Below are 23,760 nucleotides of genomic sequence, written 5' to 3' on the forward strand. Positions count from 1 at the left end.
GAAGTTCACCCTAGGCCCCAGTTCCAGCTGTCTGGCGCTGGGGCTGTTCTCGTTCTGCCTCGGAGAAGATGTAGCCGGTGGCGAAGTAGGCGGCGATCGTGGCTGGGACCATCCACACAGGGTTGTAGAGCTGGTGGTTGCCGCTGCCGGTAAAGGCCAGCCCGATGATGATGGACAGCAGGGTGGTGGCCTTGATGACCTTCATCGAGGGACGGAAGGTGCCGATAACGTTGAGCAAACTGGTGTAATACCAGGGCAGGGTCACAGCATTGAACACCACGGCGCAGCCATAGGCCACGGTGATGCCGATAAGGTTGCGTCGATCGTCTTGGCGATAGAACCACCAGGCCGCCGCGATGCCGATGAGCATGATGACACCGCAGATAGGACGGGTGATCGCCAGCGCGGTGTTATAAGAGAAGTCATCGGTGATGAACAGGATCACGGGGGTGATGAGATCCGCGATCAGCGAGGGCAGTGCTAGCGGGTTAATCACCTTGGAATTGCCCGAGATCTGCGAGACCCAGCCCCAGTTCGACCCAGACGCAGCGGTGATCGCGACCATGACGATCGCGAACTCCACCACCATCCACGCACCTGTTATGACAAACGCCGCTACGGAGCGGAGCGTGGCGGCGAGGGATGTGCGCCGTTCGAGGAGGGCGGCAAGGTGGCGGGAGCCCATCCACACGAGGAAGGGAAGCGCCAAGGCGGCGGTGGCCTTGAGAGAAACCGCAATCGAGATCAACGCAACGGCAGAGACAAAGCGGCGACGCAGTGCGCACAGCAGGCCGACGCTCACCAGCCCCACCATCAGGGACTCGTTGTGCATCCCGCCCACCAAGTGCAGCACCATCACGGGGTTGGCAACACCGAGCCACAGGGCAAGGGCCGGGGAGCCGCCCAGGTTGTGCGCGATCTTCGGAGTGGACCATGCGATGGCGATGAAGCCGATAATGGAGACCACTTTGTACAGCAGCACCCCCAGCGTGACATTATCGCCCACGACGCTCGTGATGCCCTCGCCGATCCACAGGTGCAGCGGCCCGTAGGGGGTGGTGGTATTGCGCCAGTCGTGGCTTACTTCCAGCAGGAAGGGGCCGGGATTAACCGCGGCACCTTGGGTATAGGGATCGAAGCCATCGCGAAGCATGGCACCTTGCATGAGATAGCTGTAGACATCGCGAGAAAGAATCGGCGCGGCCAGCAGTAGTGGTGCGACCCAGGTGATGAGACAGGTGCGAATGTCGGCGGCTTTGCGCGAGTCATCGAGCCGAGGATTCCACATCACCTGCCTGCCCAGCAGGATCCAAGCGGCCACAATGCCCATGATGCCCAGCCACACAATGGTGTTGGACACCCCGGCGCCGTGGCCGTAGCTCATAAAGTCCAGCCCGAGTGCCTCGAGCACTCCACCGCGGTTGCGAATGGCGCCGCCGCCATAGGATCCCACGATAATCAGCACAGCGGCGACGAGGCCGACCCAGCGTGCATGCGCCCACCTCATGGTCACTACATCCTCCGCGCGGTCGCGCGCTCCGCAAGCTCGCCGAGAATGCCCTCGACGCTCGGCACAGCGCTGATTGCGCTGAGTGCCTGATTCTTCAACTCCGTGATGTGTGCTTCTACCTCATCCACGGCCCCCGATTCGGCGATGATATCCGCCAACTCGCGAATCTCGGCGGGGCTATCTACGTGGCCGAGGCCTTCGCGCAAGCGTGCTGCGCGCTCAGGGGCGCGGGCATCAAGAATCTTGAGGGTGCGTGCCACCAGCACCGTGCGCTTTCCTTCTCGGAGGTCATCGCCTGCTGGCTTGCCCGTGATGGCTGGATCGCCGAAGACTCCCAACACGTCATCGCGCAGCTGGAAAGCAATGCCCACGTCGTGGCCGTATGCCCGGTAGGCGGCGATGGTGCGCTCATCGGCACCGGCAATAGCCGCCCCCAAGTGCAGAGGACGTTCGATGGTGTAGGCGGCCGTCTTATAGCGATTAACGCGCATGGGGGCCTCGACCCCCTCGACGCCCTTGGACTCAATGGTGATATCGAGGATCTGTCCGCCGATCACCTCGTGGCGCATCGCCCGCCACGGCTCGCGGATCCGGCGCAGCGCCGCGTCCGACAATCCCGAGTCCATCACCATGTCATCGGCGTAGACCAATGCCATATCGCCCACCAAGATGGCCACCGACTCGCCGAAATGACGGGCATCGCCAGAGAAACCATGCTCGCGGTGATAGGCCTCCACCCGTCGGTGCACGGTGGGGAATCCGCGCCGGGTATCCGAGGAATCAATGATGTCATCGTGGATCAAAGCGCAGGCTTGAATGAACTCCAAGGCCGACAGGGCAGTGGTGACAGCCTCGATGTTCTCGCTGCACTCGGGGGTGTGGGCCCCCATGAAGCCGGTCCAGCCAAACAACGGGCGCATGCGCTTACCGCCGCCGAGAACGAAATCCTCCAACACTGCGGTGCCGAGGTGGACGTGTTCGTCCATTGCGAGGGAGTCATGATTACGCTGCGCGCAATAGCTCACTAGATGTTCACGCACGACCGGCGGTACGGCCTGAATGGGGTCAGTGAACAGCTCCATGTGTGTCGACATCACGGTCTCTCCAGATCGATAGGGTGCGGGGGCCGGCACGGCCCCAACCGGCGGCAAGGAGGGCCTAGGTTGTATCTATGTTGACTCTAGCGTGTACCCCAGACACGCGGTGCGTGCGCCCCAGCGCGGCAGTCCGCCCGGTGGAATCCATGCGCGTCCGGTAACAGTGATTTCGCCCAAAAATGAACCGCTCTGTTCACTTTTGGGGGCAATTCACGCACAAAGCGGTTTGTCTGTGCTTTAATGCACCACCATGTCCACTACACAGCCGCAGCACCGTTCGGTTATCGACGCCATCACCGCCCCGCGCGATTCCCGCGTGGCCTTCTCGGTGGAATTTATGCCCCCGCGCGACGACGCAGCCGAGCAGCGCATGTGGGATGCGGCGAGCACCTTCCACGACCTTGGGGCGGCGTTTGCCTCGGTCACCTATGGGGCGGGCGGAACCACCCGCGAGCGCACCGGCCGCATCGCGCGCCGGCTGTCTCAACACCCCCTGACTACCTTGGTACATCTCACACTGGTGGAACACTCTGCCGCACAGCTGGAATCCATCCTGAAGGACTATGCCTCCCTGGGCTTGACGAACCTTCTGGCCCTACGCGGCGATCCACCGGGGGACCCGCTCGGGGAGTGGGTTCCCACCGAAGGTGGGCTCAACTACGCCATCGATCTCATCCGGCTCACGAAATCAATCGAGGAATGCCGCGACTTCACCATCGGTGTCGCGAGCTTCCCCGAAGGGCATTACCGCGCCGAGAACCTTGAGGCCGACACCCACTGGACTTTGGAAAAGCTTCGCGCCGGGGCTGAATTCTCCATCACGCAGATGTTCTTTGACGTCGAGCATTTTCTGCGGCTCCGTGATCGACTTGCCGCCGCGGATCCGGTGCATGGGGTGAAGCCGGTCATTCCTGGGCTGATGCCGATTACGAGCCTGCGTTCCGCGCGTCGCCAGGTCGAGCTTTCTGGCTCCTCTTTGCCCTCCTCACTTGAGCGGCGCCTGCGTTCGGCGAAGACCGATGAGCACGTTCGGGCCGTGGGTATCGAGGTAACGTCTGAAATGGCCGAGAGGCTTATCGACGAAGGTGTGGAGGATCTGCACTTCATGACGATGAACTTTGCCCGTGCCACCCAAGAGGTTTTGCACAACTTGGGCATGGCGCCCAAATGGCAGGCTGCCGCCTAGCCTGCGGCGCCGGTGTCGCGAGGCAGGTAGAGCACCGCAAAGGGGCGAGAGTCGCCGAGGAAGCGGAAATCGCGCAGGAGGTCCTCAAAGCCGAGGGAACGGTAGAGGCTAAAGGCGCGGTTATTTTCCCCGGCGGTTTCTGGGGTCGAGAGGAGAATGTGCGTGGGGGCGGCGTCGATAAGCGCTGTGATGAGGCGACGGCCGATGCCGCGGCCCTGATAGGCGGGGTCGACGTGGATCTCGGAGAGTTCGAAATAGTCGGCGAGAATATCGAGCTGGGGGCTCTGTGGCCCATAGCTCTGGCGAACACCGTGATAAACCTGATTAAACCACCACTGGGTGGTGTTGCTGCGGAATCCATAGGCCACTCCCACAACGGCACGGTCGCGCACTGCGGCGAAGGCATGAAAATCGCGATTGCGGGAGTTGTGCCTCCACGCGGAAATCCGGGAGTCGGACATGGCGGGGTCGTAGCCCATCGCGCGGATATAGATGTCCACCAAATGCGGCGCGAGCATACAAAATTCGACTGTGTTGAGCTCGCGTATTTCCTCCACGGTCATACCTACTAATCCAACCATTTTTCGCAGACGTGCGTAGGTGGAATCAGTCGAACAGTAAACTCGCACACGTGTTCGAACATATCGGATGGGGTGTCCCCTGGGCGGCCTAGTGTCACAGATGAACGTACACAGCAGACGCACATATTTAAGGAGCTAGCTATGGCCACCCCGATCGTATCTTCCACCGTTTCTCCTCTTCGTCCCCGCCCTCCGCACAAGGTTCGCCTTTTTCAGAGCGGGGTGGATAATTATGAAGCCGCTCAGCAGGCGCTGCAGGATGGCAAGCTGCTCGACGCACTCGAGTACGGCTACCGGGCGGCATTGCGCCTGGCGGGCGCGAGGGTAGCCGATAGTCCTGTGGGGAAGAGGCGGCGTCTGCCACGCTCGGCGTGGGATCAATTACGGCTAGTGGACAAGAGGGGAGCGGAGTATGCGGACCTCTTTGAAGGCTTCTCCCGGGTGCGACAGCGTGCACTTAATGGTCTTGATCGGCACATTTCTCCAGCCCGTGTTGGTACCCTGATGCGGCTGGTAGAGTCCTTTCTAGACGAAGTCGATGAGCAGCTACATCCCACCTCTACGGCAGCCTAGGCAGCTCGATCGCCTCCACCGCCCCGCGGCGCTTGTCGCACAGGGGTGGTAGTGGCTCAGTGGGGGTGGAGATATCGCGGCGAGAGTGTGGGCGGAACAATTCTCGTCGGTGGCTCGTTGTAGTAGTTTGAAGACCCCATCACCGCAGGCGCTCTGCCGATAGAGCCCAGCCACACACCCGCCCGGGAGGAACAGTGTCGCTTTCAGAGCAGGAGCAAAAGCTTCTCCGTGAGATTGAGCAGTCACTACTTGCAGATGATCCCAAGTTTGGCTCCTCGATTGAGGAGGAGTCCGGTTTCGGTGGTGGTTCGGGGGCTCTGAGCCTACGCGGAATCGCCGTTGGTGTGATCGGCCTTCTTGTCCTAGTTGGTGGTATTGCCCTGAGTCAGACCAACCTGTGGTTCATTGCACTCAGTGTCGTGGGCTTTCTCATTATGTTCGGTGCCGGGCTGTGGATGCTGCGCGGCGGCGATGATCCTACCGCTGCTCCCGCAGGGCCCAAGCTGCGCACCGTCGGCAGCTCCCGCCCCTCGGCGGCCCCAAGTCGGGATAGCAGCTCGATGGAAGATCGATTCCGACGTCGTTTCGGTGATCGCTAAACCGTAGCCCTTTCCGCTTAAGGAGCTCACACAGCTTCTACTTCAAATACTGCGCGCGCCCTCTGAGGGTGCGCGCTTTTTTCTGCGCCTTGAACCGAGCCTCGCCTGGGTTGCGGCCGTGGGGGAGGGATTGGGGCGCGCGGGGTTGTCTTTGGTCTGTCCGCAATTCCCCACTTTCTCCCACCGCGATCCCCCACTACGCCCCACCTGTGAGGGTGGGGGAGTGTGGGGCGAGGAGATATCGCAGTTGAAAAGCGGAAAGGTAGCTGTGGTGAGTGTGGGGATGGTGGGAAAAGGGCGCACTCTAGTCGTCTCCAGTGCGCCAGTGTGGCGAAAAAATCCAGCTTCTCTTGGCCCGTCTCCCACTGTCTCCCACCGAAAAATATGCCTGTGAACTGTGCATTTAGGAAAGCGAAAAAGAATTACGCGCCGCTAACTGTCAAAAGTGGGGGAAAGTGGGGTATTGTGGGGCCTAGGTCAGCCGGCCGGCCCTGATGTGGCTGCTCGGCGGGCAGGAAATTGGATATCGAAGGCATACGAGATGCGCACCTGAGTGCCGCGTTGACTACGCATCCCGCATCACTGGGTTTCGAGGTGACTGACACGCTAAAAGGAGGCCAATTAACCCATGTTTCTTGGCACCTACACCCCGAAGCTCGATGACAAGGGGCGCTTGACGCTGCCGGCAAAGTTCCGCGAGGAGCTAGCGGGCGGCCTCATGGTCACGAAAGGCCAGGACCACAGCTTGGCGGTGTATCCCCGAGAGGAGTTCGCTGCCCGAGCACGGAAGGCGGCGGCGGTGTCTCGCACCAATCCCAAGGCGAGGGCGTTTATTCGCAACCTCGCTGCGAGTGCGGACGAGCAACGCCCCGATGGCCACGGCAGGATCACCCTGTCTGCAGCGCATCGCGAGTACGCGGCCTTGAAAAAGGAGTGCGTGGTGATCGGCTCGGTCGACTTCCTAGAGATCTGGGACGCCGAGGCGTGGGCTGCGTACCAAGCCGAAACGGAGGATTCTTTCGCTGAGGCGGAGGATGACGTCTTGGACGGCTTCATTTAGCACAGGCTCGCTGCCGATACGCCCATGCGCGGTGTGTGTAGACCTCCGGCTGAGGTTGAAGTTCTGGTGTACTTCCCCGATACCAGAATGTTCCCTCGGACGGAGCTCTATATGCACCGCCGACGTATCCGGTGAGAGCACACATCTATTTACCTGCACGACTCACAGCGAGAGGGGGTGCGATCGCACACCATGACGGCACAGCACACACAACAGGAACGTGACGTGGATACACACAGCGCCCAGGCCCAGGATCTAGCGGCCAATCATGGTCATGTCCCTGTGCTGCGCGATCGTGTCACCGAGCTGCTGGCCCCGGCGATCGAGGCAATCGAACATCCTGTGATCGTGGATGCCACTCTCGGCGCCGGTGGTCACACCGAACACTTTCTTTCGAGTTTCCCTCATTGTTTCGTTATCGGCGTGGATCGCGACGCGCGCTCTCTAGCGGAGGCGACCGAGCGCTTGGAGCGCTTCGGCGCGCGTTTCTGCCCGATTCACGCGCGTTTTGATGATCTCGGCGCTGAGATCGATAACTCCACGGCCCCGGCCGCTATCCGTGCTCAGCAGCACGGAATAGCCGGTGCCTTGGCTGATCTCGGGGTCTCGTCCATGCAGCTTGATCAGATTGATCGGGGCTTCGCCTACAAGGTGGACGCCCCGCTGGACATGCGCATGGATAATACCCAGCGGCTCACAGCAGCAGATGTGCTCAATACCTACACCCACGGCGATCTCGCGCGCATTCTCAAAACCTATGGTGATGAGCGTTTCGCGGGCAAGATTGCCAGCGCCATCGTGCGAGAGCGTGAGAAAGAGCCCTTCGACTCCTCCGCCCGCCTCGTGGAATTGCTATACGACGTCATCCCCGCGGCCACCCGTCGCACCGGAGGGCATCCAGCCAAGCGCACCTTCCAGGCCCTGCGCGTGGAAGTCAATGCCGAGCTGGAGGCGCTGAGCAACCTCATCCCGGTGTTGGCCGGGAGACTAGCCCCGCGGGGACGGATGGTGTTCATGAGCTATCAGTCCCTGGAAGACAAGATCGTCAAACAGGCGCTTGCAGAGCTCACTACCTCTACAACGCCACCGGGGTTGCCCATGGATCTCCCGGGAACCGCGCCCTCGTTCCGTTTACTCACCCGAGGAGCGGAGAAGGCGTCCCAAGAAGAGATCGAGGTCAATCCTCGCGCAGCATCGGTGCGGGTGCGTGCCGCGGAAAAAGTATCGGAAGAAAGGCTCTAACACATGACCCTCACTGCAGGAACTCCTGTGCGGCGTCCCCGCCGTGCGGCGCAGGACGGCTCGAGCCAGCGAGGCCACGATGCTTATCGGCCGTCTCCGCGGTTTTCCGATTCTTCTCACCGTTCGCGCGACTACAGCACGAGCACCTTGTCGAGCGTAGATACCCTCGAACGGGAGCCGCGCTCTGCTGAGCGGAACTCGCTGAGCACTCGCTATGGTCACCGAGCTACCACGCTGCGCCCCCAGGCCCCGGCCGCCCCGAAACCGCGGCGGAAGTTTCAGCGCAAGCTGGGCAGTCAACAGGTTGTCTCGGTGCGTGGTCGTCGGGTGGAATCCCCGCGGCCTGACCAAGCCGTGGTGCGCACGCTCGTGTTCTTCCTCGTGCTCAGTGTGCTGGGCGTGGTGGGAACGATGTCATTGTCTGGGCTCAACACAGAGCAAACCTTCACCATTCAGCGGCTGTCGCAGCAGGATGCCCAGCTGGGTAATCAGCTCGAGACCCTGCGCCGCGATGTGGAGCAGTCCCGCGCTGTTGCCGACGCTGCCGCAGTGGCTGCCGACCACAAAATGGTCATTCCTGGGCAGCCGGGTGCTCTGGCTGTGCACCCCGATGGGGCGGTGGAGGAAAAGCTCGCGCCGAACCCGAGCGAAAACTTGCCGATCATCGACGTTAACGGTGGACAGGCCCGCCCCAACCGGGCTAGCAGCGATCCGCACCGCACGGACGAAATGCGTGACCGTCTGGAAACTGTGGCTCCCCGCCATAACTCGGTTAACGACGGGGTTGCAGAGACCCGAGAGACGCCGAACAGCGAGCAATCGGGTGCGCCGCTCCCGTACGCGGGGCGCTAGGCGGTTTAGACTGAAGCCGACCTCTACAGACAGGGTACTAGCTTTCGTTTTGAGGCTATAAGCCCTGTCTTATTTGTTCCAGGGCCAGTGAGAATTCAAGGGTAGTGTAAGGAGACTCGGTTCGTGAGTGAATCATCCAGGCCGCGCCGCGGGCAGCCCCGCCGCCCGGTTCGCCGCGAACGCGGTGAGGCGGGGGAGTTCTCTGCGCGCCAGCCCCGTCGACGCTCCTCGGTGGGCGATACTCCGCGCGCGCCGCGCGAGAACCGCGCGCCGCAGCCCTCCACTTCCTCGTCGCGGCTGTGGACGTGGCTCAGCACGAGCGCGCCGGTGAACCTGAAGAAGCGTTTCGGTTGGGCGCAAGTGATCGCGATCGTCATCGCGGTGGCGCTCATCGGCCGCCTCGCCCTCGTGCAAATCGTGTGGGGGCCGGAATTCTCTGCCAAGGCAGAAGCCCAGCGCAGCCGCCTCTATGTTGATCCAGCACGTCGCGGCTCCATTGATGATCGTCATGGCCACAGCCTTGCCTCGACCATGCAGGCGCGCTCGCTCACGGTGTCTCCGAAGCAGTTCCGCGAGGAGGAACACGATCGCCAAGACTACAAGCTCTACGAGGCTGGTGGCTATAACGATATGAGCGAGGAGGAGCGCTCGAAGATCATCGAGGATAACGTCGACAAGCAATTGGACACCATTGCGAAGGAGATTCCTGCCACCATCAAGGAGGCCGGTGCCAGCGCTGATGACGTAAAGCCTGAGGACATTCGCAAGAAGCTTGACTCCGACTCCACCTATGAGATCCTCGTGCGGAATGTGGATCCAGATGTCGCTGCCGAAATCGTGGACACCTTCCCAGGTATTGCTGCGGACTATCAGGAGATCCGTAATTATCCCAATGGTGCCGTTGCGCAGAACGTGGTGGGCAAAACGAGCATGGATGGCGAAGGCCAATTTGGGTTCGAGCTCTATGCAGATGACAACTTGGCCGGTACTGACGGCTCCTCGAAGGAGGATGTTTCCACCAACGGCCAGGCCATCCCGGGAACCTTGCGCGATGTAGTGCCGGTGCACGACGGCTCCAGCTACGAGCTGACCTTGGATCTGGATCTGCAAACCTATGTCCAGCAGCAGGTGCAGCAAGCCAAGGACATCTCGGGGGCCAATAGCGCCCAGGCAGTGGTGCTGGATGCCCGCACCGCTGAGATTCTTGCCATGGCCAACTCCGACACCATCGACCCCAATGGTGATATCACCAAGCAGCTGGAGGAGGGGAGAAGCTTCACCAACCCCACTATCTCCAACCCCTTCGAGCCGGGCTCGGTGGCAAAGATCATCACCGCCTCGGCGGCGATCGATAATGAGCTCACCACCCCGGACGAGGTGCTCAGCGTGCCCGGATCCATCGATATGGCCGGGGTGACTGTGCGGGATGCGTGGGAGCACGGCACCGTGGGATTCACCACTACCGGTGTGTTTGCAAAATCCTCCAACGTGGGCACCCTGATGCTTGCCCAGCGAGTGGGGGAGGACCGCTTTAATGATTACCTCCATCGCTTCGGTCTTGGTGAGGCTACTGGTGTGGAACTGCCCGGCGAAACTGCCGGCCTGCTGCCCGCCCGTGAAGATTGGGGCGGCGGTACCTTCGCTAACCTCCCCATTGGTCAGGGTATGGCGATGTCGCTGCTGCAAATGGCGGGGATCTATCAAACCATCGCCAACGACGGTGAGCGCATCCCGCCGCGCATCGTCAAAGCCAAAACGGATGCCGAAGGCAACGAGGTGCCCATGGACGCCCCTGAGAGCGTGCAGGTGATGAAGCCCGAGGCGGCCAAGGTGGTACGCGACATGTTCCAAGGCGTGGTACAGGGTGCCGATGGCGGCCAGTCCGGTACCGCCCCCGACGGGGCAGTCGAGGGCTATCAGATCTCCGGCAAGACCGGTACGGCACAGCAGATCGACGAGAACACTGGCGCCTACTCCAATTCGGACTATTGGATCACCTTCGCCGGAATTGCCCCTGCCGATAACCCCCGCTATGTCATCGGCATCATGCTCGACGATCCCGAGCGGGGAGTGCACGGTGGAGGTGGCGGCTCCGCGGCCCCGTTGTTTAAAGACATCGCACAGTGGCTGCTGGCGCGGGATAATGTTCCGCTCAGCCCGCCGCGCGAGGGCAACCTCGTGCTCCAGGCCTACTAAGGCGGGGCGTGCCCGCCACGTACTGCGCAGCGTTGGCGGGTGCGGCATTGGCCCATGGTTGCGCTTAAAGTAGAGCGCAATCGTGTGTGCACGATGGTGCCGACCGAGAAGCTCGGCACCGCATAACTACATAGTGAGAATGATGATGAGACCTATATATAAGGAGGAACCGCGCGTGGCACTGAACTTTTCTGAGGTCGTTACCCTCAGCGGCGGCAGCGTGATCAATGAGCCCAGCGAGGCTGTAAGCCTGAGCGAGATTGGACTGGACTCCACCCAGTTGCCCGAGGGTGCTGTGTTCGCGGCGCTGCCCGGCACAAAGGTGCACGGCGCTACCTACGCCCAGGGCTGCGAGGCTGCGGTGATCCTCACCGATCACGCCGGTGCGGATATCCTCCGCGAGGCAGAAGAGTCACGCCCGATCATCGTGGTTGATGATGTTCGAGAGATCCTCGGTCCGGTCTCGGCTGCGATCTACAACAACCCCTCCGACAAGCTCACCATCATTGGCGTGACCGGAACCTCCGGTAAAACCACCACCAGCTACATGCTGGAAAAGGGAATGATGAAGGCTGGCCACCGGGTGGGTCTCATCGGCACCACTGGCACTCGGATCAACGGCAGCCCAGTGGCCACCAAACTCACCACCCCCGAGGCGCCGACCCTGCAGCGGCTGTTTGCCACCATGGTGGACGAAGGTGTTAGCCACGTGATCATGGAAGTCTCCAGCCACGCCCTCGTGCTGGGGCGCGTCGCCGGCACCCACTTCGCGGTGGCGGGATTCTCCAATCTCTCCCAGGATCACCTTGATTTTCACCCCACCATGGAGGACTACTTCGAGGCGAAGGCACTGTTCTTCGATCCCTCCAGCGAACAGCACGCTGCCCGCGCGGTGGTCTGCATCGATGACGACTGGGGTGTGAAGATGGCAGAGGTCGCCGGTGACTCCGTGCTGCGGGTAGCCACCCACGGCCGGAGCGCCGAGGTCACCACCTCCGACATCGAGGTGTCTGCCACCGGCGCCCAGCGCTTCACCCTCACCGTCGAGGGCACCGAGCACTCTGTACAGCTCCCGCTGCCGGGCCGATTCAACGTGGCGAATGCCGCCCTGGCCATCGCCTGCGCCCATGCGGCAGGTGCCGATGTGGACAAGGTGGCAGAAGGTATTGCCGAAGTGGCAGTGCCGGGTCGTATGGAATCCATCGATGAGGGCCAGGACTTTATGGCCGTGGTGGACTATGCGCACAAGCCGGGCGCTATCGCCGAGGTGCTCGATACCGTGCGGGCACAGATTTCCGGCCGTATCGCTGCAGTGATCGGCGCCGGCGGTGACCGTGACGCCACCAAGCGACCGATCATGGGTGCTGAGGCTGTTAAGCGCGCCGATTTTGTGGTGATTACTGATGACAATCCGCGTTCCGAGGAGCCGGCCGCCATTCGCGCCGAGGTGGTACGAGGCGCTACCGAGCAGCAGGCCTCCACCTCCGGGGTGGAGGTTAGCGAGGTCGGGGATCGCCGCGAGGCCATCATCACCGCCATCAACTGGGCACAGCCGGGTGACGCCGTGGTGGTCTGCGGCAAGGGCCACGAGACCGGCCAGCTGATCAAGGGCGTTAACCACCACTTCGATGACCGCGAAGAGGTCCGTGCCGCGCTTCAGCGCCGCGCCTCCGAGAGCAAGTAAGGCCAGCTAATGAAGAAGTACACGCTCGCGCAGATCGCCGAGACCACCGGCGGGACGCTGTCTGCCAGCGCCGATCCGGAGATTAACGTGACCGGACCGGTGGAGTTCGACTCCCGCAATGTCGCCGAGGGATCGCTGTTTGTCGCCCTGCCGGGGGCGAATGTGGATGGCCATGATTTCGTGCCTACCGCGCTCGAATCCGGTGCAGCCGCGGCGTTGGTAGCCCAAGAGGTTGAGGGACCCGCGATCGTGTTGCCGGTGACTGAACTCGACCGAAGCATGGAAAACGCCTATGCCTTCGCTGTCGATACCACCGGCCGCACCCAGGCAGTGGTAGCGGGATTGGCGGCGCTGGCACGCCGTAACACCGCTGAGCTGCAGCAGGACCACGGGCTGAAGGTAGTGGGCATTACCGGCTCGGCCGGCAAGACCTCCACCAAGGACTTTGTGGCCACGGTGCTGCGTTCGGTGGCAGAGACCGTGGCCCCACCCGGTTCTTTCAATAACGAGATCGGTTTGCCCTACACCGCCTTGAAATGCGATGAGCGGACCACCTATCTCATCAGCGAGATGTCGGCCCGCGGTATCGGCCATATCCGGCATCTCACCGAGATCACTCGTCCCGATATCGGGGTGGTGCTCAATGTCGGCAGCGCCCACTTGGGTGAGTTCGGCTCTCGGGACAATATCGCCCAGGCCAAGGGCGAGCTGATCGAGGCAGTGCCGGCCAGTGGGGTCGCCGTGCTCAATGCAGACGACGGGCTGGTGGCGCAGATGGCGGAGAAAACCGACGCAACCGTGTTGCTCACTTCGGCGGCCCTTGACGGTCGTGCCCCGCACGCGGATGCCAGCATCACCGCCACCGACGTGAGTGTGGATAAGCTGGCACGACCCCACTTTGTGCTCACCACTCCGAGCGGTAGCGCCGAGGTGCAGCTGCAGGTCAGCGGCGAGCACCAGGTGTACAACGCGCTTGCCGCCGCCGCGGTAGGCCACGCTGTGGGCCTCGAATGCGCGCAGATTGCTGCGGCTTTAGGGGCGCATACTGCAGCCTCGGCCAACCGCATGGCCATCATCACCCGCAGCGATGGAGTGGTGATCATCAACGACTCCTACAATGCCAACCCAGACTCCATGCGCGCCGGTATTAAGGCCTTGGCCTCTACGGCGGCTGCAGCCGGTACGGGCAGCTGGGCGATCTTGGGCCAAATGGCTGAGTTGGGCGATGATGCCATCACCGCCCACGAGGAGTTGGGGCAGGTGCTGCTTGATAGTGGTATCGACCACCTCATTACTGTCGGCACCGATGTCAATACCCACGCCCTAGCTGGGGTGGCCGAGGATTTAGGTATTGACACCCACATCGCCGAAGGTGTGGACGGGGCGTTGAACATCATTGCCGCTGGCGTCCAGCCGGGCGAGGTGGTGTTGGTCAAGGCATCCAATGCCGACAGGCTGTGGTATGTCGCCGAGCAATTGGCGCAGCTGAGCAAGAGCCGCTAAAAGCGCACACACGATACGAAGGTATAGAAAGAAACGCACGGGTAGATTACGTCATGACGCAGATCATCATCAGCGGGGTAGTGAGCTTCCTCATTGCCATTTTCCTCACCCCGGTGCTCATTCGTCGCTTCTCGGCCGAGGGGCTGGGCCAAGAGATCCGCGAGGATGGGCCGGCCTCGCACCTCCGTAAGCGCGGCACCCCCACCATGGGCGGTATCGCTATTCTCGCCGGCATTCTCGGCGGCTATGTGGTGGCCACGATCGTGGGCGTGCTCACTGGTTCCACCGCCTTTACCGCCTCCGGGATTCTCGTCTTGCTGCTCACCCTCGCCCTCGGCGGGCTGGGCTTCGCCGATGATTACATCAAGCTGGCGAAGGGGCGCAATCTGGGCCTGAACAAGAAGGGCAAGCTCTTCGGCCAGCTGGCCGCGGCCGTGCTCTTCGGTTTCTTCGCGCTGCGCTTCGAAAACGATTCCGGTATCAGCCCGGCCTCCACGCACCTGTCCTTCATTAGGGATATCGACACCGTGGATCTGGCTTTTGGCGGCGGGATCCTGGGAACCGTGGTGTTTCTCGTCTTCATCTACTTTTTGGTCTCCGCCTGGTCGAATGCGGTGAACCTCACCGATGGTCTGGATGGTTTGGCGGCCGGATCCACCGCCATGGTGATGGTGGCCTACACCACCATGACCTTCTGGCAGTTCCGAAACTCCTGTGATGTGGCCGTGCAGCCCGGTTGCTACTCGGTGCGCGACCCGCTGGATTTGGCGATGCTCGCCGCCGCCGGTGCCGGCGCCTGCGCTGGGTTCTTGTGGTGGAACGCCGCGCCCGCCAAGATCTTCATGGGCGACACCGGTTCTTTGGCCCTCGGTGGCCTTGTGGCCGGGTTGTCTGTGACCTCCCGAACCGAGCTGTTGATGATCATCGTGGGTGCACTATTTGTGATTGAGGTCGCCTCGGTGGCCATCCAGATCATCGTGTTCAAAACCCGCGGCACGCGCGTGTTCCGCATGGCCCCCTTCCACCACCACTTCGAATCTGGTGGATGGGCCGAAACCACCGTCACCATCCGTTTCTGGCTGCTCGCAGCCATGGCCTGCACCGCAGGCATGGCGTTGTTCTACAGCGAGTGGCTCACTAGCGCAGGGGTATAGCCTTTCATCATGTCTGCAGATCAACACTCCCGCCCGTCCCACGATGTCCCCACCGCCCTGCCGGACTGTCTCTCCGGCCCCATTCTGATTACCGGAGCCGGCGTCTCGGGAGTGGGCTGCGCGAAGCTCGTGCGCATGCTGGGCGTGGAGATGGCGATCGCCGACGATAACCCTGCCTCCGCTGAGGTCATCGCCGAGCTCGGCGCCGAGGCGCTCACCACAGCGCACGCGCGCGAGCGCATCACAGAGTTTTCCTGTGTGATTACCTCCCCCGGTTGGCGTCCCGACTCTCCCGTGCTTGTCGACGCCACCTCCGCGAACATCCCCGTCCTCGGCGACGTTGAAGTGGCCTACCTCGTGGACCGCGCCGAGCTGCTCGGCCCGCGTCGCACATGGCTGGCCATCACCGGCACTAATGGCAAAACCACCACCACCGCCATGCTGGCGGAGATGATGCAGCGGCATAATCCCGCCTCGGCGGCGGTGGGCAATATCGGTACCGCCATCCCAGACGCGTTGCTGGCAACCCCGCGGGTGGAGGTGCTGGTGGCAGAGCTTTCTAGCTTCCAGCTGCACTGGACCCACGAGTTCACCCCAGACTGCGGCTGCGTACTTAACCTTGCTGAAGACCACATTGATTGGCACGGCAGCTTTGCGCACTACGGTGCGGATAAGGCGCGCATTCTCCGCGGCGCGATCAACGTGCTCGGGGTGGATGATGAACACGTGCGTGCCATGGAGCCTCAAGCGGCGGGGCGCACTGTGGGCTTCACCTTGGCCGAACCTGAGCCGGGCCAGGTAGGGGTAGCTGAGGGCTGGATCGTTGATCGCGCCTTCGTGCCTGAGTCGGAGAGCTCGGGGCCGGGCATTCGTATCCGTCCTATCGAGGGCATCTCCCCAGCGGGGCGCGCCGGCCAGCTCGATGCGCTGGCTGCTACGGCGATGGCCCGCTCACAGTCGGTGGCGCCGGCCGATATCGCGGCTGCGCTCGACAGCTTCGGGGTGGCCGCCCACCGTGGCCAGGTGGTGCACCAAGTTCACGAGGCGGCAGGCACAATCACTGTGATCGATAATTCCAAAGCAACCAATCCGCATGCCGCCGACGCTGCTTTGAAGGGATTCTCCTCCATTCTGTGGGTGGCCGGTGGCCAGCTCAAGGGCGCGGATGTCTCTGAGGTGATTCGCACCCACGGAGAGCGCATGGTGGCCGCAGCGCTCCTCGGCGTAGACGCCCCGCTCATTGCGGAGCATCTCGGCTCCCTCTACCCGCAGCTACCGGTGTTCGTCTCCACCAGCACTGATAAGTACGAAGCGATGGCCGAGATCGCGGCCTTCGCCCGCGAACACGCCGTAGCTGGTGTTGACGTAATCTTGGCCCCCGCTGCGGCATCATTGGACATGTATAGCGGCATGGGTGAGCGCGGCGATATCTTCGCCGAGGCCATGCGCGCCGCATTCGGCACAAGCGGAGGTGGCGATGTCTAAGGTGAGCACCACAGAAGAGGGCGGCCGCCGGCAGTATTTTCACGTGGCCCTTCGGCCCCTGCTGGATTACTACGCCATCGCCTCGATCGTGGTCATCCTCGCATTCTTCGGCATCCTCATGGTGGCCAGTTCCTCGATGACATGGTCGGTGCTCGAGGGGGCGTCGGTCTTCGGCACCGCCATGCGCCAGGCTGTCATGGTCGGCGTGGGCTTTGTGGCCATGTGGCTGTGCCTGAGGATGCGGCCGGTATCGATCCGCTGCCTCGCACCGTGGCTTTTGGGCGCCTCAATTGTGTTGCTGATTCTCGTATTGGTTCCCGGCATTGGTACCGGTATGGAAGAGGTGGGATCTCAGTCGTGGATCGTTGCTGGCCCCATCCGCCTGCAGCCCTCCGAGCTAGCCAAGGTGGCTATCGCGGTGTGGGGTTCTTCGTGGTTGGCGGATTTAGCCCCTGAGCACAAGAAGCGCCGCTTCACCGTGTTCTGTGGCGTGGCTGCCGTGATGCTGCTGTTGATCCTGGCAGAAAAGGACGTGGGCATGGCCTTGGCCTTCCTCGTGGTAGTGGGAGTGACACTCGTCTTCGCGGGATTGGACATGCGCTTCATTGTGTTCACTGCCATCGGCACCTTGTTCGCGCTGGGCATCGCAGTGAAAAACTCCTCGGGTTTTCGTTCCGATCGCATTTCTGTGTACAAAGATGCCTTCTTTGGCCACTTCGAAGACACTCGCGGCGCTGCCTTTCAGTCCTATCAGGGCTACCTTTCGCTGTCGGATGGATCCTTCTTCGGCGTCGGCCCAGGACAATCCCGCGCCAAGTGGTTCTACCTGCCAGAGGCGAAAAACGACTTCATCTTCGCCATCATTGGCGAGGAGACGGGCTTGGTAGGCGCCACCATGGTCATCGTGCTCTACGCTGCGCTGTGCGTACTCGGCTTCCGCACCGCGCTGCGCAGCAATGATCGTTTCCTGTCGTTGTTGGCGGCGACCCTCACCGGCTCCATTGTGATTCAGGCGTTCATCAATATCGGTTACGTGATCGGGTTGTGGCCGGTCACGGGTATCCAGCTGCCTTTGATCTCTGCGGGTGGCACCTCGGCGATCATCACCCTGGCGTCGATGGGGCTGTTGCTCAATTGCGCCCGCCACGAGCCAGAGGCGATTTCCGCACTGCAGTCTCATGGTCGCCCCTGGTTTGATCGACTCTTCATGCTGCCGGAACCCACAGTGACAGGGGTGTCCGTGCGCCAAGGACGTGGCGAGGAAACTCGCCGCGGGGTCGAGCGCGAGCAGCGCGGTGCACAGCCGAATAAGCGTCGTAAAGAAGCGTTGAGCCGACACACCGAACGCGATCGCGTGCGCCGCTACGGTGAACCAGTAACCCATGTGCGCAGTCGCCGCACCTCTCAGAACCGGCAACGGTAGAAAGGCCTCATGAGCGAGACAACCCTATCGGTAGTGGTAGCGGGCGGTGGAACCGCCGGCCACATCGAACCAGCCCTAGCTGTCGCCGATGCACTGCGGGCGCGCGACGAGCACGTGCGCATCACCGCCCTCGGCACCACCCGCGGATTGGAGGTGGATCTGGTTCCTGAACGCGGCTACGAGCTGCGCACCATTCCACCGGTGCCGGTGCCCCGCAAGCCAGGGCCGGCACTCGCCACGCTGCCGGTGAAGGTACTCAATTCCGTGCGCGCGACCATCGCGGTGCTTAAAGACGTAGAGGCCGATGTACTCATCGGATTCGGCGGCTATGTTTCCGCCCCTGCGTACTTGGCGGCACGCCGGCTCGGCATTCCTTTCTTCGTTCACGAGGCCAATGCGCGCGCCGGAATGGCCAACAAGTTGGGCGTACGCCTCGGCGGCACGGGTCTGAACGCGGTGGCCGACTCGGGCATCGCAGGTGATGTGGTCGGCGTGCCCATTCGCAGTGTGCACTCCCAAAACCGCAGCGAGCACGCCCAGCAGGAGGCCCGAGCCGAATTCGGACTTGATCCCCACAGCCCGACGCTACTGGTCACTGGCGGCTCCCAAGGGGCACGCTCGCTGAACCGTGCCGTGGCCGAGGGGCTCGAACAGCTGCGCGCCGGGGGAGTGCAGGTGCTGCACGCCTATGGCAAGAAGAACGAGGCGCCCGAAGCGGGCGAGGGATATGTGCCGCTGCCATATATCAGCGAAATGAACAAAGCCTATGCCGCGGCGGACATTATCTGTTGCCGTGCTGGTGCAATGACGGTGGCCGAGGTGAGCGCCTCGGGCACGCCCGCGATCTACGTGCCGCTGCCGCACGGCAACGGCGAACAAGGGTTAAATGCCCAGCCGGTGATCAGCGCTGGTGGCGCGACCCTCATCGCGGATGCCGAGCTCACCGGCCACAGCCTCGCCACCCAAGTGCTGGCGATTCTCGGGGATGAGCAGCTCTACGAGGCCATGGTGCACGCCACCGATCAGGCAGGTTTAGGCAGCGCCGCTGAAGACATCGCCGAGCGTATTGTTCGTAGCGCACGCGGCTAACATCAACCTTGAAGGCGCGCCGCGCCGCCGAAACGGCAGGTGCAGTGGGGCGAGGTGGCGTCGTTGAGAAGCACACACACAGACACAAAAATGAGGAGAACAGTGGTGAGCGAGCAGACGGTGGACGCGGATCTGACCCGAGTGCACATGATCGGCATTGGCGGTGCGGGCATGTCCGGCATCGCCCGGATCTTGTTGGCGCGAGGATCCGAGGTGAGTGGCTCCGATGCCAAGGATTCGCGCGTGGTGCTGGCGCTGCGCTCCATGGGGGCCGACATTGCCATTGGCCATGACGGCGCCAACATTGACCGGGAAGGCCACCCTCCGACCGCTGTGGTCACTTCCTTCGCAGCGATCCCGCAGGATAACCCTGAACTGGTGCGCGCCCGTGAGCTTAATATCCCGATTTTGCGCCGCTCCGAGATGCTCGCGTTGCTTATGGACGGCCACGACCAGGTGCTGTTTGCGGGCACGCACGGCAAAACCTCCTCCACATCGATGGCGGTGGTGGCCATGCAGCAAGCGGGGATGGACCCGAGTTTTGCCATCGGCGGCCAGCTGAACAAGGCCGGCACCAACGCCCACCATGGCACTGGCACCTGCTTTGTGGCCGAGGCCGACGAATCCGATGCCTCGCTGTTGCAATACCGCCCCAAGGTGGCCGTGGTAACCAATATCGAGCCGGATCACTTGGACTATTTCAAAACTCACGACGCCTACTTCACCGTCTTCGATGATTTCGCGGCGCGGCTTGTCGACGCCGGCACGCTGGTGGTGTGCCTCAACGATGAACACGCCGCGGCGTTGGGGGAGCGGTGCGTAGCCAAGGGCACCACGGTCGTTGGCTATGGCACCCGCGAGGCCTGTTCCATGCACCCCGATGTGCCAGCTGGGGCGATTATTGAAGAGCGCACCACCACCGTTTATGGCACCAGTGCCCGGATTCGCGTGGGCGAGAACGTAGTGGATGTCACCATTCATGTCCCTGGCGAACACATGGTGCTCAACGCTGCGGCGGCGCTTGTGGCAGGTGTGGTTGCCGGCGGCGATGTGCTCGCCCTGGCCGATGGCCTGAGCGAGTTCACCGGCGTGCGGCGTCGCTTCGAATACCACGGCACCGTCTCCGAGGGGCCTGCGCTGGGTGTGAGCGTTTTCGATGACTACGCACACCACCCCACCGAGGTGTCGGCCGTGGTCGGTGCCGCCCAAGACAAGGTGGCAGCGATTGGCCGCGGCAAAGTGGTGGTGGTGTTCCAGCCGCACCTATATTCCCGCACGATCGAATTCGCCGAAGAGTTCGCCCAAGCATTGTCCAAGGCAGATGCCGTAGTGGTGCTGGATATCTTTGGCGCGCGTGAAGAGCCCGTGGAAGGGGTGGACGGGCGCATCATCGCCGACAAGGTGAGCGCTCCCTGCCGCTATGTGGACAGCTTTGCGGAGGTGCCTGGTGTTGTCTCTGAGCTGGTGGACCCGCACGACATCGTGCTCACCATGGGTGCTGGGTCGGTGACCATGCTCGCCGACGAGATCCTCGAGGGGCTCGACGCCTCCAGCGATGCACCAAAGGCGGCGGATTAAGTGAGTCGCAGGAGGATTCTCCGCACCGTTGGCGCGGTCATCGCCCTAGCTGTGGCGGCGATTCTGCTCTGCCTGTTTGTCCCCATCATCACTGTCAACTCAGTTACCGTCGAGGGCAATCGGGAAACCTCGAGCGATGAGATCGTTGATGCCGCCGGCATTGCCGAAGGGGAGAACTCGCTGCGAGTCGATACCGCCCAGGCGGCCTCTCGTGTGGCGGAGCTGCCCTGGGTGAAATCGGCTACGGTCGGGCACTCCTCACCGCGGGGGATTGAGGTGAAGGTGGTCGAGCACGAGCCTTTCCTCTATTCTGAGCAACCCGACGGCGCACACCTTGCTGACCGCGACGGCGCTCCCTTTGTGATCTCCGATGATCCCCGCGGGGCGGTGAAAATCGTGGGCATGAGTGATGACAATCCCAAGATCTACGCCGCCGTGGTGGATGCCGTGAACGCGTGGGAAGACATAGCCGGCGATCGCCGCGATCAGCTTCGCTATGTGGAAGCCCGCAGTCCTTTCGAGCTGACCCTGCACTTCGAGAGCCCCGAGATGGGCAAGAAGGCTGTGTACTGGGGCTCGGCCGAGGATGCGGCAAATAAGGCCCGCGCCACACGCGCGGTGCTGACCCGCGAGGAGGAATCGTGGAACGTCACCAACCCCAACATGGTCACCACACGTTAAGCGAAAGCGCACGTCAGAAGTCTAAAGTTGAGCTTTAGGGTTAAAGACACGCCGCGTGAATGTCACGCGTATTTGCGTGGCGGTCGACCATGATGGACTTACATTGTTTTGACAGTCTGTGGACTTTGAGAAAAACGCACCTACAACGTGCACCACACGAGAAAAATCCGAAAGGCGAGCCTTATAACCATGACCTCACCGAACAACTACCTCGCCGTCATCAAGGTCGTCGGTGTCGGCGGCGGCGGCGTTAACGCCGTCAACCGCATGATCGAAGAGGGCCTGGCGGGCGTTGAATTTATTGCCGTAAACACCGACTCCCAGGCTTTGCTCTTCTCGGATGCGGACGTCAAGCTCGACATCGGCCGCGAAGCCACCCGCGGCCTCGGTGCCGGCGCTAACCCTGAGGTGGGGCGCACCTCTGCCGAGGACCACAAGTCCGAGATCGAAGAGTCTCTCAAGGGCGCCGACATGGTGTTCGTGACGGCTGGTGAGGGCGGCGGTACCGGTACTGGCGCCGCCCCGGTGGTGGCCAATATCGCCAAGAAGATGGGCGCGCTCACAGTGGGTGTGGTTACCCGCCCGTTTAAGTTCGAAGGTCGCCGCCGCATGCGCCAGGCCCTCGAAGGTATCGAGGCCCTGCGTGACTCGTGTGACACTCTCATAGTGATCCCGAACGATCGCTTGCTGCAGCTGGGCGACGCCAACCTCTCGATGATGGAAGCCTTCCGTTCCGCGGATGAAGTGCTCTACAACGGTGTCCAGGGCATTACCCAGCTGATCACCACCCCGGGCATTATCAACGTGGACTTCGCTGACGTCCGTGCCGTGATGTCCGATGCCGGATCCGCGCTCATGGGTATCGGCTCCTCGCGGGGCGATAACCGAGCCGTGGCCGCCGCGGAACAGGCCATCAACTCCCCGCTGCTGGAGTCCACGATGGAAGGCGCCAAGGGCGTGCTGCTGTCCTTCGCGGGCGGTTCCGATCTTGGCCTGCAGGAGGTCTACCAGGCTGCAGAGATGGTGGAGAGCCAATCCGATCCGGATGTGAACCTCATCTTCGGCACGATCATCGACGACACCCTCGGCGACGAGGTGCGCGTGACCGTGATTGCCACCGGCTTTGACGACGCCGCCTCCGTGGCCGATAACGACAACGTACGCAAGCCCGCCGAGCGCCCAGCAGCCGCCAGCCCCACCCCGGCACCCCGTCAGGGCGAGGGAATGTTCGGAGCTAGCGAACGTGCAGAGGGCTCCGAGTGTGCCGCCGGTGCGGAGCGCGCTGAGGAACCGGCCCGTGAGCGCCGCGCCTATGATGACCGCGCTCACCAGGCGCGCCACCGACTGGGCAACGACCGCTCGCCGGGGCTATTTACTCACAACGACTACGAGGAGCGCTCCGAACCGCGCCGCTCGGAGCCGCCGGTAGATGACCTCGACATTCCCGATTTCATGCGTTAAGGACTGAAGCAGTTACGTGAATATCGATACCCGCCCCGTCCGCAAGGTTGTGACCAGCCGAGCCGGCGGGGCTTCGGCCTTCCCATACGACAGTTTTAACCTCGGCGATCACGTTGGCGATGATCCGGCGGCTGTGGCCGCAAATCGGCAGCGACTCGCCAGCATTATTGGGCTTAGCCCCAGCAACATAGTGTGGATGGAACAAATCCATTCGCCGACCGTCACCGTAGTGAATGAAGCCCCATCAGCACCCGTGCCGGCCACCGATGCGCTAGTGACCACCACTCGCGGCTTGGCGCTCGCAGTACTGGTGGCCGATTGTGTTCCGGTGCTGCTGTCCGACACGACCGCTGGAGTGGTGGCTGCTGTCCACGCAGGCAGGATGGGTGCTCGCAATGGCATCCTTCGCCGCACCGTAGAGACGATGATGGAACTAGGGGCCACGCCCGCATCCATCCACGCACTGCTCGGCCCCGCGGCCTCAGGTCGACGATATGAGGTGCCGCCGGAGATGGCTGCGGATGTGGAAACGCATCTGCCGGGCAGTCGCTGCCGCACCGAAGCGGGAACCACCGGACTCGACATCCGAGCTGGGCTGGTAAAGCAACTACACTCGCTGGGAGTGCGCGCTATCGACGTAGATCCCCGCTGCACCATCGAGGACGACTCGCTGTTTTCCTACCGTCGTGCCCAAGGCCCCACTGGCCGCCAAGCGGGGCTCGTGTGGCTGCCGCGCAAGCAGACGCAGGATGGCTAATGTGCGCCACTGGGGCGGTGCGAGCGAGATCTAAGAAAGAAAGGAATCG

The 23,760-nt window shown here is 62.4% G+C and carries 19 protein-coding genes and 1 pseudogene; 17 read left to right on the forward strand and 3 right to left on the reverse strand.

Annotated features, from left to right (window positions below; genetic code table 11):
• Positions 1-10: 10 nt before the first annotated feature.
• Both CCICO_RS03595 and CCICO_RS03600 read right to left on the reverse strand, forming a co-directional pair.
• Positions 11-1,531: pseudogene (locus CCICO_RS03595) on the reverse strand (alpha-(1->6)-mannopyranosyltransferase A); the annotation flags it as partial.
• Positions 1,513-2,592, reverse strand: coding sequence for a polyprenyl synthetase family protein (locus CCICO_RS03600; protein ID WP_018020317.1), 1,080 nt, complete (start codon positions 2,590-2,592; stop codon positions 1,513-1,515). The pseudogene CCICO_RS03595 and the gene CCICO_RS03600, both read right to left, overlap by 19 nt.
• Positions 2,593-2,857: 265 nt before the next feature.
• Between CCICO_RS03600 and metF the strand changes: the two genes are divergently transcribed.
• Positions 2,858-3,793, forward strand: a complete 936-nt coding sequence (gene metF / locus CCICO_RS03605) for a methylenetetrahydrofolate reductase [NAD(P)H] (RefSeq protein ID WP_018020316.1) — start codon at positions 2,858-2,860, stop codon at positions 3,791-3,793.
• Here the strand turns inward: metF and CCICO_RS03610 are convergent.
• Entirely contained in the window at positions 3,790-4,311 is a 522-nt protein-coding gene (locus CCICO_RS03610) for a GNAT family N-acetyltransferase (protein ID WP_244264013.1), read from the reverse strand. The genes metF and CCICO_RS03610 overlap by 4 nt on opposite strands.
• A 204-nt stretch (positions 4,312-4,515) precedes the next feature.
• Here CCICO_RS03610 and CCICO_RS03615 point away from each other — a divergent pair, with 204 nt between their 5' ends.
• The 16 genes from CCICO_RS03615 (at position 4,516) to pgeF (ending at position 23,711) form a co-directional block, all read left to right on the forward strand.
• The gene (locus tag CCICO_RS03615; RefSeq protein ID WP_018020314.1) at positions 4,516-4,947 is read left to right on the forward strand and encodes an SAV_6107 family HEPN domain-containing protein; all 432 of its coding nucleotides are present in this window, start codon (positions 4,516-4,518) and stop codon (positions 4,945-4,947) included.
• A 194-nt stretch (positions 4,948-5,141) separates the two neighbouring features.
• Positions 5,142-5,546 (forward strand): DUF3040 domain-containing protein, encoded by a 405-nt coding sequence (locus CCICO_RS03620; protein ID WP_018020313.1) that lies wholly within the window; start codon positions 5,142-5,144, stop codon positions 5,544-5,546.
• A gap of 628 nt (positions 5,547-6,174) precedes the next feature.
• Positions 6,175-6,606: a division/cell wall cluster transcriptional repressor MraZ gene (mraZ, locus tag CCICO_RS03625; RefSeq protein WP_018020312.1), complete on the forward strand. Its 432-nt coding sequence runs from the start codon at positions 6,175-6,177 to the stop codon at positions 6,604-6,606.
• 192 nt (positions 6,607-6,798) lie between these two features.
• Positions 6,799-7,848 (forward strand): 16S rRNA (cytosine(1402)-N(4))-methyltransferase RsmH, encoded by a 1,050-nt coding sequence (gene rsmH / locus CCICO_RS03630; protein ID WP_018020311.1) that lies wholly within the window; start codon positions 6,799-6,801, stop codon positions 7,846-7,848.
• A 3-nt stretch (positions 7,849-7,851) separates the two neighbouring features.
• Positions 7,852-8,700: a hypothetical protein gene (locus CCICO_RS03635; RefSeq protein ID WP_018020310.1), complete on the forward strand. Its 849-nt coding sequence runs from the start codon at positions 7,852-7,854 to the stop codon at positions 8,698-8,700.
• A 297-nt stretch (positions 8,701-8,997) separates the two neighbouring features.
• Positions 8,998-10,896 carry a peptidoglycan D,D-transpeptidase FtsI family protein gene (locus CCICO_RS03640; protein ID WP_156809899.1) on the forward strand — a complete coding sequence of 633 codons (1,899 nt, stop codon included), beginning with the start codon at positions 8,998-9,000 and terminating at the stop codon, positions 10,894-10,896.
• 145 nt (positions 10,897-11,041) lie between these two features.
• Positions 11,042-12,580 carry a UDP-N-acetylmuramoyl-L-alanyl-D-glutamate--2,6-diaminopimelate ligase gene (locus CCICO_RS03645; RefSeq protein WP_051067280.1) on the forward strand — a complete coding sequence of 513 codons (1,539 nt, stop codon included), beginning with the start codon at positions 11,042-11,044 and terminating at the stop codon, positions 12,578-12,580.
• Between the two features lie 9 nt (positions 12,581-12,589).
• Positions 12,590-14,083: a UDP-N-acetylmuramoyl-tripeptide--D-alanyl-D-alanine ligase gene (locus CCICO_RS03650; protein ID WP_018020307.1), complete on the forward strand. Its 1,494-nt coding sequence runs from the start codon at positions 12,590-12,592 to the stop codon at positions 14,081-14,083.
• A gap of 53 nt (positions 14,084-14,136) precedes the next feature.
• Positions 14,137-15,237: a phospho-N-acetylmuramoyl-pentapeptide-transferase gene (gene mraY / locus CCICO_RS03655; RefSeq protein ID WP_018020306.1), complete on the forward strand. Its 1,101-nt coding sequence runs from the start codon at positions 14,137-14,139 to the stop codon at positions 15,235-15,237.
• A gap of 9 nt (positions 15,238-15,246) precedes the next feature.
• Complete coding sequence (gene murD / locus CCICO_RS03660; protein ID WP_018020305.1) at positions 15,247-16,722, forward strand: UDP-N-acetylmuramoyl-L-alanine--D-glutamate ligase; 1,476 nt, start codon at positions 15,247-15,249, stop codon at positions 16,720-16,722.
• Positions 16,715-18,145 (forward strand): FtsW/RodA/SpoVE family cell cycle protein, encoded by a 1,431-nt coding sequence (locus CCICO_RS03665; RefSeq protein WP_018020304.1) that lies wholly within the window; start codon positions 16,715-16,717, stop codon positions 18,143-18,145. The genes murD and CCICO_RS03665 overlap by 8 nt, the downstream gene beginning before the upstream one ends.
• A gap of 9 nt (positions 18,146-18,154) precedes the next feature.
• On the forward strand, positions 18,155-19,234 hold the full coding sequence (gene murG / locus CCICO_RS03670) for an undecaprenyldiphospho-muramoylpentapeptide beta-N-acetylglucosaminyltransferase (protein ID WP_018020303.1): 1,080 nt from the start codon (positions 18,155-18,157) through the stop codon (positions 19,232-19,234).
• A 90-nt stretch (positions 19,235-19,324) separates the two neighbouring features.
• Positions 19,325-20,812, forward strand: coding sequence for a UDP-N-acetylmuramate--L-alanine ligase (gene murC, locus CCICO_RS03675; RefSeq protein ID WP_040357892.1), 1,488 nt, complete (start codon positions 19,325-19,327; stop codon positions 20,810-20,812).
• The gene (locus CCICO_RS03680) at positions 20,813-21,493 is read left to right on the forward strand and encodes a cell division protein FtsQ/DivIB (protein WP_083878343.1); all 681 of its coding nucleotides are present in this window, start codon (positions 20,813-20,815) and stop codon (positions 21,491-21,493) included.
• Positions 21,494-21,682: 189 nt separating this feature from the next.
• Positions 21,683-22,954, forward strand: a complete 1,272-nt coding sequence (gene ftsZ / locus CCICO_RS03685; protein ID WP_018020300.1) for a cell division protein FtsZ — start codon at positions 21,683-21,685, stop codon at positions 22,952-22,954.
• Between the two features lie 16 nt (positions 22,955-22,970).
• The gene (gene pgeF, locus CCICO_RS03690) at positions 22,971-23,711 is read left to right on the forward strand and encodes a peptidoglycan editing factor PgeF (protein ID WP_018020299.1); all 741 of its coding nucleotides are present in this window, start codon (positions 22,971-22,973) and stop codon (positions 23,709-23,711) included.
• The last annotated feature ends 49 nt before the right edge of the window (positions 23,712-23,760 follow it).

Origin of the sequence: Corynebacterium ciconiae DSM 44920, assembly GCF_030440575.1 — a bacterium.
Taxonomy (GTDB): Bacteria; Actinomycetota; Actinomycetes; order Mycobacteriales; family Mycobacteriaceae; genus Corynebacterium; species Corynebacterium ciconiae.